General features: G+C 44.2%; 15 protein-coding genes. 11 read left to right on the top strand and 4 right to left on the bottom strand.

All coding sequences use genetic code 11. The annotated features are described in order from the left end of the window. The first annotated feature begins 13 nt into the window (after nucleotides 1-13). Nucleotides 14-466, top strand: coding sequence for a 50S ribosomal protein L9 (rplI, locus tag R7Q38_RS21440; RefSeq protein ID WP_005381278.1), 453 nt, complete (start codon nucleotides 14-16; stop codon nucleotides 464-466). 77 nt (nucleotides 467-543) lie between these two features. Here the strand turns inward: rplI and R7Q38_RS21445 are convergent, their stop codons facing one another. Beyond that, on the bottom strand, nucleotides 544-1,308 hold the full coding sequence (locus R7Q38_RS21445) for a DUF481 domain-containing protein (protein ID WP_005381276.1): 765 nt from the start codon (nucleotides 1,306-1,308) through the stop codon (nucleotides 544-546). 221 nt (nucleotides 1,309-1,529) lie between these two features. Between R7Q38_RS21445 and R7Q38_RS21450 the strand changes: the two genes are divergently transcribed. Together R7Q38_RS21450 and alr are read left to right on the top strand one after the other, a co-directional pair. After that, a complete protein-coding gene (locus R7Q38_RS21450) occupies nucleotides 1,530-2,930 on the top strand; it encodes a replicative DNA helicase (RefSeq protein ID WP_005382759.1) in 1,401 nt (466 codons plus the stop codon). Nucleotides 2,931-2,943: 13 nt separating this feature from the next. Then, on the top strand, nucleotides 2,944-4,020 hold the full coding sequence (gene alr, locus R7Q38_RS21455; protein ID WP_031777284.1) for an alanine racemase: 1,077 nt from the start codon (nucleotides 2,944-2,946) through the stop codon (nucleotides 4,018-4,020). 38 nt (nucleotides 4,021-4,058) lie between these two features. Here the strand turns inward: alr and R7Q38_RS21460 are convergent, their stop codons facing one another. After that, on the bottom strand, nucleotides 4,059-4,478 hold the full coding sequence (locus R7Q38_RS21460; protein ID WP_042523680.1) for a secondary thiamine-phosphate synthase enzyme YjbQ: 420 nt from the start codon (nucleotides 4,476-4,478) through the stop codon (nucleotides 4,059-4,061). Nucleotides 4,479-4,784: 306 nt separating this feature from the next. Here R7Q38_RS21460 and pgi point away from each other — a divergent pair, with 306 nt between their 5' ends. Next, nucleotides 4,785-6,437, top strand: coding sequence for a glucose-6-phosphate isomerase (gene pgi / locus R7Q38_RS21465; protein ID WP_005381270.1), 1,653 nt, complete (start codon nucleotides 4,785-4,787; stop codon nucleotides 6,435-6,437). Nucleotides 6,438-6,536: 99 nt separating this feature from the next. Here pgi and R7Q38_RS21470 read toward each other — a convergent pair whose 3' ends face one another. Beyond that, nucleotides 6,537-6,998 carry a chemotaxis protein CheX gene (locus R7Q38_RS21470; RefSeq protein WP_005381269.1) on the bottom strand — a complete coding sequence of 154 codons (462 nt, stop codon included), beginning with the start codon at nucleotides 6,996-6,998 and terminating at the stop codon, nucleotides 6,537-6,539. A gap of 9 nt (nucleotides 6,999-7,007) precedes the next feature. Beyond that, nucleotides 7,008-7,472, bottom strand: a complete 465-nt coding sequence (gene zur / locus R7Q38_RS21475) for a zinc uptake transcriptional repressor Zur (protein ID WP_005381268.1) — start codon at nucleotides 7,470-7,472, stop codon at nucleotides 7,008-7,010. A 321-nt stretch (nucleotides 7,473-7,793) separates the two neighbouring features. Here zur and dusA point away from each other — a divergent pair, with 321 nt between their 5' ends. The 7 genes from dusA to R7Q38_RS21510 all read left to right on the top strand — a co-directional run bounded on the left by dusA (nucleotide 7,794) and on the right by R7Q38_RS21510 (nucleotide 14,798). Beyond that, the gene (gene dusA, locus R7Q38_RS21480; RefSeq protein ID WP_017821727.1) at nucleotides 7,794-8,774 is read left to right on the top strand and encodes a tRNA dihydrouridine(20/20a) synthase DusA; all 981 of its coding nucleotides are present in this window, start codon (nucleotides 7,794-7,796) and stop codon (nucleotides 8,772-8,774) included. Between the two features lie 165 nt (nucleotides 8,775-8,939). Next, nucleotides 8,940-9,155 carry an envelope stress response protein PspG gene (gene pspG / locus R7Q38_RS21485; RefSeq protein ID WP_005381266.1) on the top strand — a complete coding sequence of 72 codons (216 nt, stop codon included), beginning with the start codon at nucleotides 8,940-8,942 and terminating at the stop codon, nucleotides 9,153-9,155. Between the two features lie 98 nt (nucleotides 9,156-9,253). Continuing rightward, nucleotides 9,254-9,913, top strand: a complete 660-nt coding sequence (locus R7Q38_RS21490) for a TIGR04219 family outer membrane beta-barrel protein (RefSeq protein ID WP_005381265.1) — start codon at nucleotides 9,254-9,256, stop codon at nucleotides 9,911-9,913. Between the two features lie 157 nt (nucleotides 9,914-10,070). Next, nucleotides 10,071-10,301: a hypothetical protein gene (locus R7Q38_RS21495; protein ID WP_005381264.1), complete on the top strand. Its 231-nt coding sequence runs from the start codon at nucleotides 10,071-10,073 to the stop codon at nucleotides 10,299-10,301. Nucleotides 10,302-10,418: 117 nt separating this feature from the next. Further along, nucleotides 10,419-12,290: an assimilatory sulfite reductase (NADPH) flavoprotein subunit gene (locus R7Q38_RS21500; protein ID WP_005381262.1), complete on the top strand. Its 1,872-nt coding sequence runs from the start codon at nucleotides 10,419-10,421 to the stop codon at nucleotides 12,288-12,290. Further along, nucleotides 12,290-14,026 carry an assimilatory sulfite reductase (NADPH) hemoprotein subunit gene (cysI, locus tag R7Q38_RS21505; RefSeq protein ID WP_047104170.1) on the top strand — a complete coding sequence of 579 codons (1,737 nt, stop codon included), beginning with the start codon at nucleotides 12,290-12,292 and terminating at the stop codon, nucleotides 14,024-14,026. The genes R7Q38_RS21500 and cysI overlap by 1 nt, the downstream gene beginning before the upstream one ends. Further along, nucleotides 14,019-14,798 (top strand): phosphoadenylyl-sulfate reductase, encoded by a 780-nt coding sequence (locus tag R7Q38_RS21510; protein ID WP_005382748.1) that lies wholly within the window; start codon nucleotides 14,019-14,021, stop codon nucleotides 14,796-14,798. The genes cysI and R7Q38_RS21510 overlap by 8 nt, the downstream gene beginning before the upstream one ends. The last annotated feature ends 548 nt before the right edge of the window (nucleotides 14,799-15,346 follow it).

A 15,346-nucleotide genomic window follows, 5' to 3' on the forward strand; every position in this document is an offset into this window, starting at 1 on the left:
AGAGGATTAAGCAATGCAAGTTATTCTACTTGATAAAATTGGTAACCTAGGTGGTCTTGGCGATACTGCAAACGTTAAATCTGGCTACGCTCGTAACTTCCTTATCCCACAAGGTAAAGCAGTTATGGCAACTAAAGCTAACGTTGAAATGTTTGAAGCTCGTCGTGCTGAACTAGAAGCTAAAGTTGCTGAGCAACTAGCTGCTGCAGAAGCTCGCGCAGAGAAAGTTAACGCTCTAGAAGCTGTAGTTATCGCTTCTAAAGCTGGTGACGAAGGCAAACTATTCGGTTCTATCGGTACTCGTGACATCGCTGACGCTATCACAGCTGCAGGCGTTGAAGTTGCTAAGAGCGAAGTTCGCCTTCCTGAAGGTGCTCTACGTACAACTGGTGAGTTCGAGATCAGCGTTCAACTTCACTCTGAAGTTTTCGCAACTGTGAACCTACAAGTTGTTGCTGCTGAGTAATTCAGTATCAAGACGAAATACTAAAAAGCACCTCCTTGGAGGTGCTTTTTTTATTTCTAAAACTGAGAGAAAAAGGGTTAAAAAGCGAAAAGTAAATTAACGGAAAATACGCTGTCCGCTTTGCTTAAGCCTTCAGGCACTTTATCGTGATACTGACGAGAGTGCGCCAGTTTCAGTGCAATATCTTCAGTAATATCATTGGTTACACTGAGTTCACTATCAGTACGTGTGTTACTTCTACCTGTTACCAACGTAATATCAGCTGCGAAACTTAAATTATCCAACGCATGCCAAGTTGTGTTGATATTTCCTCGAAAAATGCCTTCTCTAACGATATCGGGAAAGACAATATCGTCATCATCTATTTCGTCTAAGTTTGGCTCTTGATAGCGAAAACCAGGGCCTACCTCTACCTCTAAAATGAAGTTCTCAGTGTAGGAGAACTGGTAACCCAAACCACCTGACAACGTATAGTCTTTAAAATAAGCACTGTAGCGAGAATCCACCCCTTTAAAGCTGCCATACAAATATGTCTTAGGGCCTAACTTGTAGTCACTCTGTAGGGAGTAGGTGGATGAGCGTTTGTCTTCTTCACCGTCTTTGTACAAGTTGTAGTACTTCCATTCACCATTAGAACGGTGTCGACCTGACGTATATTCAGCACTCAAACGAGCATTCAGGGAACGAGAGTCCGTGTTACCTGTGTGAGCTTGATAGCCGAACTCCACCTCGGTTTTTAGTGGGTCGGGTACATCAATATTTTGCTCTGGCTGTACTGATTCGTCAGCATACGATGCACTAGCGCACAGTAGGCTAAAGCTAAGTAACCAGTATCGGGACACATCAACCTCGAACGTAATCAAAAAGGAGGGGCATGATACTGATACAGATATTTGGTTGGGTCAATGGTAGGTTAATTTTTATTAGAGCTAGGCGGAAGAACCAGGCTATTACCCGGGTGGTTCACATGATGATTTCTTAACAAGTAATTGTCGCTTCGGGGAAGCATCTCAGTTAGGTTAAGGTTATAATCGTGGGTCAATAGTAGTTATCGAGCAAAGTCATGGCGGAAAACAGAAATCGCAAACCTTCAGACAGTCAGGTCGACGCAATCAAAGTGCCACCTCACTCACTAGAAGCCGAGCAATCAGTAATTGGTGGTCTTTTACTGGATAATGAACGTTGGGACACCGTTGCCGAACGTGTTGTGAGCAGTGATTTCTATAGTCGTCCACACCGCCTGATTTTTGAAGGTGTAAAAACCATTCTTGAAGCGGGTAAACCTCTCGATCTTATTACTTTATCGGAATATCTAGAGCGTCATGAGTTGTTAGAAGATGTAGGCGGTTTTGCTTACCTCGCTGACTTGGCGAAGAATACGCCAAGTGCAGCTAACATCAATGCGTATGCTGATATTGTCGCTGAGCGTGCGATTGTTCGTGGCCTTATTGGTGTCGCGAATGAAATTGCGGACGCGGGCTATGACCCTCAAGGTCGTAGTTCTGAAGATTTAATAGACATGGCGGAGAGTAAAGTTTTTGCTATCGCCGAGTCTCGAACTAGTGAAAACGAAGGACCACAAAACGTCGACAACATCCTCGAAAAGACGTTAGAACGTATCGAGTTGTTGTATAAAACGCCACAAGATGGTGTTACGGGGGTCGATACCGGTTTCACCGATCTCAATAAGAAAACCGCAGGTTTGCAAGGCTCTGATTTGGTGATTGTCGCAGCGCGTCCATCGATGGGTAAAACGACCTTTGCGATGAACTTGTGTGAAAATGCGGCCATGCAACAAGAGAAGCCCGTACTTATTTTCTCGTTAGAGATGCCAGCTGAACAGTTGATGATGCGTATGTTGGCCTCTTTGTCTCGTGTAGACCAAACCAAGATCCGTACGGGTCAGCTAGATGACGAAGATTGGGCGCGTATTTCTTCTACTATGGGTATCCTGATGCAGAAGAAAAATATGTACATTGATGATAGCTCTGGTCTAACTCCGACCGAAGTGCGTTCGCGCGCTCGCCGTATCGCTCGTGAACATGGCGGTCTGTCGATGATCATGGTCGACTACCTTCAGTTGATGCGCGTGCCTTCGTTAACCGATAACCGCACTCTTGAGATTGCTGAGATCTCGCGCTCTCTTAAGGCGCTGGCAAAAGAGCTAAATGTGCCTGTTGTGGCACTGTCGCAGCTAAACCGTTCCCTAGAGCAACGTGCGGATAAACGACCAGTAAACTCGGACTTGCGTGAATCCGGTTCCATCGAGCAGGATGCTGACTTGATCATGTTCATCTACCGTGATGAGGTTTATCACCCAGATAGTCCGTACAAAGGTACGGCCGAAATCATTATTGGTAAACAGCGTAACGGTCCTATCGGTTCTGTTCGCCTCACTTTCCAAGGTCAACATTCGCGTTTCGACAACTACGCGGGTCCTGCATTCGATATTGATGATGAGTAATCCCATGAGCTATATGAAAGCGGCCAAGGCGTGCATTGATTTGTCTGCGTTGCAGCACAACTTACAGCGCGTAAAAGCTCAAGCGCCACAAAGTAAAGTGATGGCTGTCGTCAAGGCCAATGGTTATGGTCACGGATTACGTCATGTTGCAAAACATGCTAACCATGCGGATGCGTTTGGTGTGGCTCGTATTGAAGAAGCATTGCAACTGCGCGCTTGTGGAGTAGTAAAGCCGATTCTATTGCTAGAAGGTTTTTACTCTCCTGGTGACTTACCTGTTCTTGTGACGAACAACATCCAAACCGTGGTGCACTGTGAAGAGCAGCTTATCGCCTTGGAGCAAGCAGACCTTGAAACTCCGGTTGTCGTGTGGCTGAAGATTGACAGTGGCATGCACCGCCTTGGGGTTCGTCCTGAACAATATGACGAGTTTGTAACGCGGCTAAAGGAGTGTCCAAATGTAGCGAAACCGTTGCGTTACATGAGCCACTTTGGCTGTGCAGATGAGCTGGATAGCGATATTACCCCACAACAGATTGAGCTGTTTAAATCGTTGACTTCTGGTTGCCAAGGGGAACGTTCACTGGCGGCATCTGCGGGGTTATTGGCATGGCCTCAAAGCCATTTAGATTGGGTTCGTCCGGGTATTATCATGTATGGTGTGTCGCCATTCGATGACAAAACGGCGCAAGATCTTGGGTATCAACCTGTTATGACACTTAAATCCCACCTTATTGCGGTACGTGAAGTGAAGAAGGGCGAAAGTGTTGGCTACGGTGGTATTTGGACCAGTGAGCGAGATACAAAAGTGGGTGTCATCGCTGTAGGGTATGGCGACGGTTACCCAAGAAGTGCTCCAAACGGTACGCCGGTGTGGGTTAATGGCCGTAAAGTACCTATTGCAGGTCGAGTTTCCATGGATATGCTGACGGTCGATTTGGGACCAGACGCAACGGATAAAGTCAGCGACGAAGCGATTCTTTGGGGGAAAGAGCTCCCAGTAGAAGAAGTGGCGGGTCACATTGGTACGATTGCGTATGAACTCGTGACTAAGCTAACGCCTCGCGTCGAGATGGAATACTCAAAATAAACAATGAAAGGCTAACCCAAGGTTAGCCTTTGTTTTATCTACTCACCGTTAATCGTAGCAATAACGCGGCGGCCGCCACCAAAGTCTCGATGCTCACCCAAGTAAATACCTTGCCATGTTCCTAAAGCTAATCGACCATTTTGGATTGGTACCGTCACACTACTGCCAAGCAGTGATGCTTTAATATGTGCCGGCATGTCGTCGTCACCTTCATAGGTGTGCTGATAATAAGGAGCACGCTCTGGCACAAACTTATTGAAGTGCGCTTCCATGTCCATACGCACGGTTGGATCAGCATTCTCATTTAAGGTCAAACTGGCGGAGGTGTGCTGAATAAATAAGTGTAATAAACCTACTGAAAGTTCGTTTATTTGTGGTAATTGTTGTTCAATTTCATCAGTTATCAGGTGAAAACCGCGGCATCTCGCTTTTAATTGCAGTGTTTTTTGTGCCCACATACGTGTTCCTTTGGAAATTTATAAATTGGCGTCTATCCTATTCCAATTAGAGCCTGTCATTAGTAAATGATATGATTCTTGTCATCGTAAATGAATTGTTCAATTTCAGGGCAGGGAACGTGACCTAACTCAATGTGAGTGTAAAAGCTCTCGGTCATAATTGGCGCCTGAAAAAAAATTACAAAGACTTGTTTTGTGGCAATTTGCCCAAACATCTAATTTATATTCTATTTGCTAAATCGGGGATTCCACAGTTTTCGCTAGACTGTAAGGAATGGAACCTACTGTAACATCGGGATAAAGACCATGTTGAAAAATATCAATCCAACGCAAACACAAGCTTGGAAAGCGCTAACGGCGCATTTCGAATCTGCACAAGATATGGATCTTAAAGAGCTGTTTGCTCAAGACGCAGCGCGTTTCGACAAATACTCTGCACGTTTCGGCTCAGACATCCTAGTCGATTACTCAAAGAACCTCATCAATGAGGAAACTCTGAAGCACCTGTTTGCTCTTGCGAAAGAGACCGAGCTGAAATCTGCAATTGAAGCGATGTTCAGTGGTGAAGCGATCAACCAAACAGAAGGTCGCGCTGTTCTTCACACTGCACTACGTAACCGTGCTAATACTCCAGTTATGGTAGATGGCGAAGACGTAATGCCAGCAGTGAACGCGGTTCTAGAAAAAATGAAATCATTCACTGAGCGCGTTATCGGCGGTGAATGGAAAGGTTACACAGGCAAAGCAATTACCGATATTGTGAACATCGGTATCGGCGGTTCTGACCTTGGCCCTTACATGGTGACGGAAGCTCTAGCGCCATACAAAAATCATCTAAACCTTCACTTCGTATCTAACGTTGATGGTACACACATCGTTGAAACGTTGAAGAAAGTTAACCCAGAAACGACGTTATTCTTGATCGCGTCTAAGACGTTTACAACGCAAGAAACCATGACTAACGCGCACACTGCTCGTGATTGGTTCCTAGAATCTGCGGGTGATCAGGCTCATGTGGCTAAACACTTTGCTGCGCTTTCAACAAACGCGACAGCCGTGTCTGAATTTGGTATCGATACAGCGAACATGTTTGAATTCTGGGACTGGGTTGGTGGCCGTTACTCACTATGGTCTGCGATCGGTCTATCAATTGCACTAGCAGTAGGTTTCGACAACTTTGTTGAGTTGCTTGATGGTGCTCACGAGATGGACAAGCATTTCGTATCAACAGATCTAGAAAGCAATATTCCAGTGATTCTTGCTTTGATTGGTATTTGGTACAACAACTTCCACGGTGCGGAGTCAGAAGCTATCCTACCTTACGATCAATACATGCACCGTTTTGCAGCATATTTCCAGCAAGGCAACATGGAATCAAACGGTAAATACGTTGACCGTGACGGCAATGCTGTAACTTACCAAACTGGCCCAATCATTTGGGGTGAACCAGGTACCAACGGTCAGCACGCGTTCTACCAGCTAATTCACCAAGGTACTAAGCTTATCCCATGTGACTTCATTGCACCTGCAATTAGCCACAACCCAGCTAGCGATCATCACCAAAAACTGATGTCTAACTTCTTCGCGCAAACTGAAGCTCTAGCGTTTGGTAAAAATGAAGAAACCGTGAAAGAAGAGTTGGTGAAAGTAGGTAAGAATGCTGAAGAAGTGGCAGCGATTGCGCCATTCAAAGTGTTTGAAGGTAACCGTCCAACAAACTCTATTCTAGTGAAGCAAATCACGCCTCGTACGCTAGGTAACTTGATCGCAATGTACGAACACAAAATTTTCGTACAAGGTGTTATCTGGAATATCTTCAGCTTTGACCAGTGGGGCGTGGAGCTAGGTAAACAACTGGCTAACCAAATCCTACCTGAGCTTGCAGACGAGTCTCAAATCAGCTCGCATGACAGCTCAACAAACGGTCTAATCAACGCATTTAAAGCGTTCAAAGCTTAATGTTTGAATAGATAAAGAAAAGGTCAGCAAATGCTGACCTTTTTATTGCCTGAGGCAAAAACAAAATAGGTTGGCCAGTGCCAACCTATTTTTTCTCTTTTATTCGAAGCAAATTTCGATAAAGGCATTTCCCCATTGGGAAGAGAAAGGCATGATAATAATTGAGCCTTCACACTTGTGGCGAATCGTATGACCTCGGCCCGAAACCACAACCGGTGTTGCCATATCAAAGTCAAAACCACTTTCCGCCAGAATGCGTTTCGCACCACCAGTAACCATGTTGGTGATCTCACCCACCATATCGGTCACTTCTTCATTGAGCCCATTTGGACGTTCACCAAGCATGTTCTGCATGATTTCTAGGGCGAGTGCTTCATCAAAGGTGATCGACATTGAACCACGAGTTTGTGGGCCTACCATACCAATCAGACCAGAAACGTCACCTCGTGCGATCTCATCTTTTTTGATTCGCGGTTTTTGTGGCTTCAGCTCAAGAGAAGCCATAGTTTTTAGCACGTTCATTAAAGAAGCTAAAAACGGGTTTACAAATTCAGCGCGCATAACGTTCTTCTATACTTTTTCTTTCGTCTCGGAGGAACAGGCCTGGCATTCACCATGAGTTTCAATAACTTGGTTGGTCAGTTTGAATCCATGCTTCTCGGCGTTTTCGGCTAACAAGGATATCAGCGTCTCATCTTCGAGTTCAACGACATCACCACATTTATCGCAAATTAGTAATTGGAAAAAGTGCTGCTGAGTATTGAAAGAACAACAAGTAATAAAGCTATTTGTCGATTCCACTCGGTGGATGAAGCCTTGTTCTAGGAGAAAATCTAATGCTCGATAAACAGTGGGCGGCTTAGCCTGAGGCTCACTCTCTTTTAGTTGCTCCAATAGCTCATACGCACTTGAGGCGCGGCGATTAGAACAAATGAGTTCAAATACGCGTCGGCGTTGCGGAGTCAGTCGTACTCCACGCTCTGCGCAGATACTTTCAATTTGTTCAATGATTGTTGGGTTCAAACCTTTCACCATAACTATCGGACGTGCTCTATGATAAATCATTTCTATACGAAGTTCGTTTAGAAATGCTTCATTTTACCCACTATCAGAACGAAAATCATGAATTAAAGCAAGTCGGTGGTGGTGTGAAGGCGGAATAATCATCACAGAATGAATCAACGAATGACACATTCGTATTACTTCTGCGTATTCCTAAGCACTTGGCTAGTCAGCCAACCAAATCATTCTCGCTGAAACTAGCACCCAGAGGTGCTTGGGTATACAATACCCGACTTATTTTTTGAGCGTACTGCTGCGCTCGACCTTGGCAACATAAAAACGGGTGTTTATATCATGACTCATTCTTGCAGGCTCTCCGTAGCACCAATGTTAGATTGGACTGATCGTCATTGTCGCTACTTCCATCGCTTAATGACCAAAGAAACCCTGCTGTACACTGAAATGGTGACGACAGGTGCGATCATTCATGGAAAAGGAGATTTCCTGGCTTATAACGAAGAAGAGCATCCGTTAGCCCTTCAACTTGGTGGTTCAAACCCAGCAGATTTGGCTACGTGTGCCAAGCTAGCGCAAGAGCGTGGCTACGATGAGATTAACCTAAATGTGGGGTGTCCATCTGACCGCGTACAAAACGGTCGATTTGGTGCTTGCCTAATGGCTGAACCGCAGTTAGTTGCGGATTGTGTCGCAGCAATGAAAGACGTGGTCGATATCCCTGTAACAGTCAAGACTCGCATTGGTATTGATGATCAAGACTCTTACGAATTCCTAACGGATTTCGTTTCTATTGTTTCAGAAAAGGGTGGCTGTGAGCAGTTCACTATCCACGCACGTAAAGCATGGTTAAGTGGTCTAAGCCCAAAAGAAAACCGTGAGATCCCACCATTGGATTACCCACGCGCTTACCAATTGAAGCAAGACTTCTCACACCTAACGATTGCGATTAACGGTGGCGTGAAATCATTAGAAGAAGCAAAAGCACATCTTCAGCATCTTGACGGTGTGATGATTGGTCGTGAAGCATATCAAAGCCCATATTTACTGGCATCGGTAGATCAAGAGTTGTTTGGCTCTAATGCTCCAGTGAAGAAACGCAGCGAAATTGTTGAAGAGATGTATCCATACATTGAAGCGCAATTAGCGAAAGGTGCGTACCTTGGTCATATTACCCGCCACATGTTAGGTTTGTTCCAAAGCATGCCCGGTGCTCGTCAATGGCGTCGTCATATCAGTGAAAATGCGCACAAACCAGGTTCTGGTCTAGAAGTATTGCAAGACGCGCTAGCTAAGATTCCAAAAGAATTGAATGTGTAAAATTCGCCAGTGAATGGCTAAAATTACCAACTAAAGAATGATAAAGCCAGAGTGCAGAAATGCCTCTGGCTTTGTTTTTTTTATTAAAAATCATAATCTTAACTTCGTTTCTGTAAGTTGGTATGGAAACTGCTCTGTTTATTGAAAACAAATGGAGAAGTGATTATGTTGGAGCTAATCTTTATTTTAGTCTTCGCGGCGACCTTGTTGGTTACGGGTATCACAATGATGACCGTATTCGCAGCAACTGGTATTGCGTTAGTTGTGATGTTTTTACTGGGAATGGTTGGAGCGGTACTTAAACTATTACCATGGTTAATCGTGATTGCATTGGGTATTTGGTTCTTCAAGAATTACGTCGCTCAGCCCCGCTATAAATAATGAGTAACATCATTTAGTTGATGGAGAGGCGTGAGAATATGGTATATTTCCTCTCACGTCCTCTACGTGAATATCAGCTATCTCGGAGTAAATACTACATGACAAATAAAGCGAACATCGCTTTAACGGCATTATCGTTGGCAGTATCTTTTCCTGTTTTTGCAGAGTACTCTGTATCGACAAAAGTCGGCGCAGAGGTATGGGCTGCCGACACTAAAGTTAATGAAGTGAGACGAGATAGCAGTACCGCAGGCACTTTTTACGCGGCGATTGAACATGATGTTAAATATGTCCCTAATGCGCGCCTTCGTTACTCAAGTGTTGATGCGGATTACATGGGGTTCGATAAGCTCGATTTAACCTTGTATTACCACGTTCTAGAGCATGATTTATTGCACTTTGATGCGGGTCTCACGTTCAGTAATTTAAGTGACACTAAATACATTGATGCTGGCTCAAGCAGGCGTGTAGAAGAATTTGATGAGCTGATTTGGGCTTGGTATGGTTACGCAGAAATTCAAGTTCCGGATACAAACTTTGATGTGATTGGTGAGATAAACTTTGGTGACAACAAAGGTATCAAAAGCACCGATTTCATGGCAGGTGTTCAATACAATGTACCGCTCGAAAAAGCTCGACTGGCTTTTCGTGGAGGTTACCGTGTGATTGATTTAGAGTCCGATAAATTCATGTCGGATCTAGGGAAAGAGTTTATTTTTGCTAACGGCTTCTTTGTGAGTGCGGAATACGCGTTCTAAATTCAGCCATGTTAGATATTCGATTTACTTAAAACGTCGCTTTATAAGCGGCGTTTTTTTATATCACTTCATTATATCTAATCGAAATTTCTCCCTATTTGGCTGACTTAGACCATGCTTACCTAGGAGCAATGTGAAAGTTAAAACAGGGATAGCGATGACAATAAATGAACTAAGACATCTATTCCGTGAAAATCAGCTTATCGAAGCGATTATTGAGCCTGCAATCCAAGAGGGTGGTTGGGTTGTAGAGTTCAGACATGCGCGCGGTGGTTTTGTTTTTCTAACGGACAGTCACGGCGAAGAATGTCTTTATGAAGATTTGGATACTGCGTCAAAATCGGCAATGGCAGTAGGCTTTCAACAAGTCCGCATTGAAGATCGATGAGCAAAAAGTAAGCCGTTCTTACTTCCAAAAAGTTATAAAACATTCACTTCTATTCTTTCTTGTTATTAAGGAGAGTGGGTACTCTATCGTCACGCAATGAATAGGGATGTCGTGATAATGTCTTTTCAAAAGAATGAGTATTCTCACAAGAATGTGTCTGAAGATAATAATGGGCAAGGAGGAAATCCTCCAATCGCAAGCCCTCTGAATGACCAACAAATTAGCTCACTCCAACAAACTGTCTCTGAGTTGTCTTCACAGCAACTTGCTTGGGTCAGTGGGTATTTTTGGGGATTAGCTCAAAATCAACCAAACACAGCGGTAACGCCAATTGCACAAGCAACGGCAGCCGTATCAGCGAAGCCAGCAGGTAAGTTGAGTATTATTTTTGCTTCCCAAACGGGCAATGCTAAAGGTGTTGCTGAAGCTCTGGAACAGGAAGCAAAAGCAGAAGGAATTGCAGTCGAACTTTTTGATGCAAGCGATTACAAAGGTAAAAACTTAGCCAAAGAAACGCATGTCATTATTGTGGCATCGACTAACGGCGAAGGCGAAGCGCCAGACAATGCCATTGAGCTACATGAGTTTTTGCAATCGAAGAAGGCTCCAAAGCTGCCAAACCTGCAATATGGTGTTATTGCATTGGGAGATTCTAGCTACGAGTTCTTCTGTCAGACCGGTAAAGACTTCGACACTTACCTATCAAAGCTAGGCGCGACTCCATTTATCGAGCGTCTTGATTGCGATGTGGATTATGAAGCCCCTGCAACTGAATGGCGTAAGAATGCGTTAGACAAGGTAAAAGATACACTGTCTTCTGGCTCTGAAGCGGATGTGGTTCAACTTCCTGTGGGTCAAGCTGCGACTGCGCACTCTCCTTACAATAAACAAAATCCGTACACTGCGACGTTACTGACCAGTCAAAAAATCACGGGCCGTGACTCTGGAAAAGACGTTCGCCATATAGAAATCGACTTAGAAGGCTCGGGTTTAACGTATCAGCCAGGTGATGCACTAGGTGTGTGGTTTGAAAATAGCTCGGAACTTGCAAATGCCATTCTTGGTAAGGTCGGTTTGTCTGGGGTTGAGACTGTTGACGTTGATGGTGAAAGCTTGTCAATCCACAGTGCTCTCGTGAGTAAATATGAAATCACAACATCTAACCCGCAGCTCATCACAAAGTTTGCCGAGTTATCCGGTAGCAAGAAGCTACAAAAGTTAGTTGAAGATAAAGATAAGCTTCGCGAGTACTCTGCAAATACTCAAATCGTTGATGTACTGGCAGAAAAGAAAACCAAGTTAACCGCAGATGAGTTGATTGGTTTGCTTCGTCGTCTTACTCCACGCCTTTACTCTATTGCATCAAGCCAAGAAGAGGTCGATGAAGAAGTACACCTAACGGTTGCTTTGGTTGAGTACGAACAAAACGACGAAAAACGATATGGTGGTGCGTCTAGTTTCTTAGCTCAGCGTCTCGAAGAGGGAGATGAAGTTAAAGTATTTGTTGAGCATAACAACAACTTTAAACTGCCGGAAGATGATAGTACTCCAATTATCATGGTTGGTCCTGGCACAGGGATCGCACCATTCCGTAGCTTTATTCAGGAACGTGAAAACCGCGATGCTGAAGGCAAAAACTGGTTGTTCTTTGGTGATCGCACGTTCACTCAAGACTTCTTGTACCAAGTGGAATGGCAAAAGTATCTCAAGTCAGGAGTACTAAGCCGATTGGATGTTGCCTTTAGTCGTGACCAAGTAGAAAAGGTTTACGTACAACATCGCATCTTAGAAAACGCAGCTCAAGTGTGGCAGTGGATCCAAGAAGGCGCTTATATCTATGTCTGCGGTGATGCAACGCGTATGGCAAAAGATGTGCACGACGCATTGGTTATCGTTGCTGAACAAGAAGGCAAGATGCCGCGTGACGATGCAGAACAATTTATTAATGACCTACGTAAAGCGAAACGTTATCAGAGGGATGTTTACTAATGACTTTTTCTACGGACAATAATAAGCAGGTTGTATTAGGTGAAGAGTTAGGGCCGCTATCTGATAACGAGCGCCTGAAGCGAGAAAGCAACTTATTACGTGGCACTATTGAGCAAGATTTACAGGACCCTATTACAGGTGGCTTTACTGCCGACAACTTCCAGTTAATTCGTTTCCACGGTATGTATCAACAAGACGATCGTGATATCCGTAATGAACGCACAAAGCAAAAACTGGAACCATTACATAATGTGATGCTTCGTGCTCGTATGCCTGGAGGCATCATCACGCCAACGCAATGGTTAGCGATCGACAAGTTCGCAACGGAGCACTCTTTATATGGAAGTATTCGTCTGACGACTCGCCAAACGTTCCAGTTTCATGGGGTATTAAAACCGAATATTAAGTTGATGCATCAAACGCTCAACAGTATTGGCATTGATTCGATTGCAACCGCGGGTGATGTAAACCGTAACGTGTTGTGTACCACTAACCCAGTGGAGTCAGAGTTACACCAAGAAGCTTACGAATGGGCGAAGAAGATCAGTGAGCATCTATTACCAAAGACGCGCGCTTATGCAGAGATTTGGCTAGACGGTGAAAAAGTAGAAAGCACAGAAGAAGACGAACCGATTCTAGGCAAGAACTACTTACCACGTAAGTTTAAAACCACAGTGGTTATCCCACCGCAAAATGACGTAGATGTACACGCTAACGATCTCAACTTCGTAGCGATTGCAGATAACGGCAAGCTGGTTGGTTTTAACGTCCTGGTCGGCGGCGGCTTAGCGATGACGCATGGCGATACATCAACTTATCCGCGCCGCGCTGACGACTTTGGCTTTATTCCGCTGGACAAGACACTTGATGTTGCCGCAGCTGTAGTAACAACTCAGCGCGACTGGGGTAACCGTTCAAACCGTAAGAACGCAAAAACCAAATACACATTGGATCGTGTAGGTAGCGATGTCTTTAAAGCGGAAGTCGAGAAACGTGCTGGTGTTAAGTTTGAGCAAAGCCGTCCATATGAATTCACAGAACGTGGTGACCGTATTGGCTGGGTAGAAGGAATTGATGGTAAATATCATTTAGCGCTTTTCATCGAAAATGGTCGCTTATTAGACTTTCCAGGTAAACCACTTAAGACGGGTGTTGCTGAAATTGCCAAAATCCACAAAGGCGATTTCCGCATGACAGCAAACCAAAACCTAATTGTTGCGGGTGTACCTAAAAACGAAAAAGCGAAGATTGAAAAGATCGCTCGTGAACATGGCTTAATGGACGACGGCGTAAGTGAACAGCGTAAGAACTCAATGGCTTGTGTTGCTTTTCCAACTTGTCCGCTAGCGATGGCAGAAGCTGAACGTTTCCTTCCTCAGTTTGTTACTGATGTTGAGGGGATTCTGGAGAAGCACAACCTACCAGAAAATGACAACATCATTTTGCGTGTAACTGGGTGTCCAAATGGTTGTGGTCGCGCAATGTTGGCTGAAATTGGTCTAGTTGGCAAAGCGCCGGGTCGTTACAACTTGCACCTAGGTGGTAACCGTGCCGGTACTCGAGTACCTAAAATGTATAAAGAGAACATCACGGATAAGCAAATCTTAGAAGAGATTGATCTGCTGGTGGCTCGATGGTCGAAAGAGCGTGAAGAAGGCGAAGCCTTTGGCGATTTCACTATTCGTGCTGGCATTATCCAAGAAGTGCTCGTATCAAAGAGGGACTTTCATGCTTGATTCTGTAGCATCCAAGCTGGAGCTCACAGAGTTACTGACATTAACAAAGACGGAGCAAATCCTCCGTCTTGCTCAAATTAATGTCGAGCTCGAAAAGCTTTCAGCACAAGAGAGAGTAGCGTGGGCTTTAGATAATCTAGAAGGCGAGTTCGCGGTTTCTTCTAGTTTTGGTATTCAAGCCGCGGTTATGCTTCATTTAGTTACTCGCGCCAAAGCGGACATCCCCGTCATTCTAACCGATACTGGTTACCTGTTTGCTGAGACGTACCGATTTATCGATGAGCTGACAGATGCTCTCAACCTAAATTTAAAAGTTTATCGAGCCAAAGAAAGTGCGAATTGGCAAGAAGCTCGATATGGAAAATTATGGGAGCAGGGCGTAGAGGGAATTGAAAAATACAACAAGCTCAATAAAGTTGAGCCGATGCGTCGAGCGTTAAAAGAGCTTAATGTTGGAACGTGGTTCTCTGGATTGCGTCGAGAGCAAAGTAAATCTCGTGCAGGTTTACCGATTCTATCAATTCAGAACGGTGTGTTTAAATTTCTACCAGTAATTGATTGGACTAATAAAGACGTTCATTACTACTTAGAACAACACGGCCTTAAATACCACCCATTGTGGGATGAAGGTTACCTTTCAGTTGGTGATACACATACCACTCGTAAATGGGAGCCGGGAATGTCAGAGGAAGAAACTCGATTCTTTGGCTTAAAGCGAGAATGTGGCCTACACGAAGATGATGGCTCTGAACAAGATGGGTCTGGCATATAGCCATAATGCTCTTTAAATAGAGTTTAGGTTAAGTTTAATAAAGATAGCTGCAATAAAGCAGCTTTCTTTATTTATGGTACTTGAAAAAACACGCCTCAAAGAACAACTCTGTGGATAAGTTGTGTGAGAGTTTGGGGTAAAGTTGAATAAATAAAGGTTTGATCGAAAACTCATCGTTTAACCATTATTTTTGCAATTTTTGAAAAATAACACTTGCCAATGTGAGCGCGATCTCTATAATGCCTCCTCGTCGACAGGGCAAGGCCTCACAAGGGGTTAAGCGAAGTTGATAAGGCTGAAAAGAAAAACGAAATAATTTGAAGAAAGTGTTTGACACAATAAATTATCTCGCTAGAATGGCCGCCTCTTCCGAAGTGATGTCAATCACAAAGAAGAGTTGCTCTTTAACAATATAGACCTATCAATCTGTGTGGGCACTCGTTGATGATAATCCAATTCGATACCTCGGTATCAAATTAGGTTTCAATGAAACGAAGTGACCATTGAATCTTCGGATTCAGCACAGTCAATTCAAACATTACTTATGT

Source organism: Vibrio sp. Vb0598, assembly GCF_033338935.1.
GTDB classification, from domain to species: Bacteria; Pseudomonadota; Gammaproteobacteria; order Enterobacterales; family Vibrionaceae; genus Vibrio; species Vibrio alginolyticus.

Excerpts from the sequence above, each read along its gene's own strand:
- rplI (WP_005381278.1), top strand. The coding sequence starts at position 14 with ATGCAAGTTATTCTACTTGATAAAATTGGTAACCTAGGTGGTCTTGGC.
- R7Q38_RS21450 (WP_005382759.1), top strand. The coding sequence starts at position 1,530 with ATGGCGGAAAACAGAAATCGCAAACCTTCAGACAGTCAGGTCGACGCA.
- alr (WP_031777284.1), top strand. The coding sequence starts at position 2,944 with ATGAAAGCGGCCAAGGCGTGCATTGATTTGTCTGCGTTGCAGCACAAC.
- R7Q38_RS21460 (WP_042523680.1), bottom strand. The coding sequence starts at position 4,478 with ATGTGGGCACAAAAAACACTGCAATTAAAAGCGAGATGCCGCGGTTTT.
- pgi (WP_005381270.1), top strand. The coding sequence starts at position 4,785 with ATGTTGAAAAATATCAATCCAACGCAAACACAAGCTTGGAAAGCGCTA.
- R7Q38_RS21470 (WP_005381269.1), bottom strand. The coding sequence starts at position 6,998 with ATGCGCGCTGAATTTGTAAACCCGTTTTTAGCTTCTTTAATGAACGTG.
- zur (WP_005381268.1), bottom strand. The coding sequence starts at position 7,472 with ATGGTGAAAGGTTTGAACCCAACAATCATTGAACAAATTGAAAGTATC.
- dusA (WP_017821727.1), top strand. The coding sequence starts at position 7,794 with ATGACTCATTCTTGCAGGCTCTCCGTAGCACCAATGTTAGATTGGACT.
- pspG (WP_005381266.1), top strand. The coding sequence starts at position 8,940 with ATGTTGGAGCTAATCTTTATTTTAGTCTTCGCGGCGACCTTGTTGGTT.
- R7Q38_RS21490 (WP_005381265.1), top strand. The coding sequence starts at position 9,254 with ATGACAAATAAAGCGAACATCGCTTTAACGGCATTATCGTTGGCAGTA.
- R7Q38_RS21495 (WP_005381264.1), top strand. The coding sequence starts at position 10,071 with ATGACAATAAATGAACTAAGACATCTATTCCGTGAAAATCAGCTTATC.
- R7Q38_RS21500 (WP_005381262.1), top strand. The coding sequence starts at position 10,419 with ATGTCTTTTCAAAAGAATGAGTATTCTCACAAGAATGTGTCTGAAGAT.
- cysI (WP_047104170.1), top strand. The coding sequence starts at position 12,290 with ATGACTTTTTCTACGGACAATAATAAGCAGGTTGTATTAGGTGAAGAG.
- R7Q38_RS21510 (WP_005382748.1), top strand. The coding sequence starts at position 14,019 with ATGCTTGATTCTGTAGCATCCAAGCTGGAGCTCACAGAGTTACTGACA.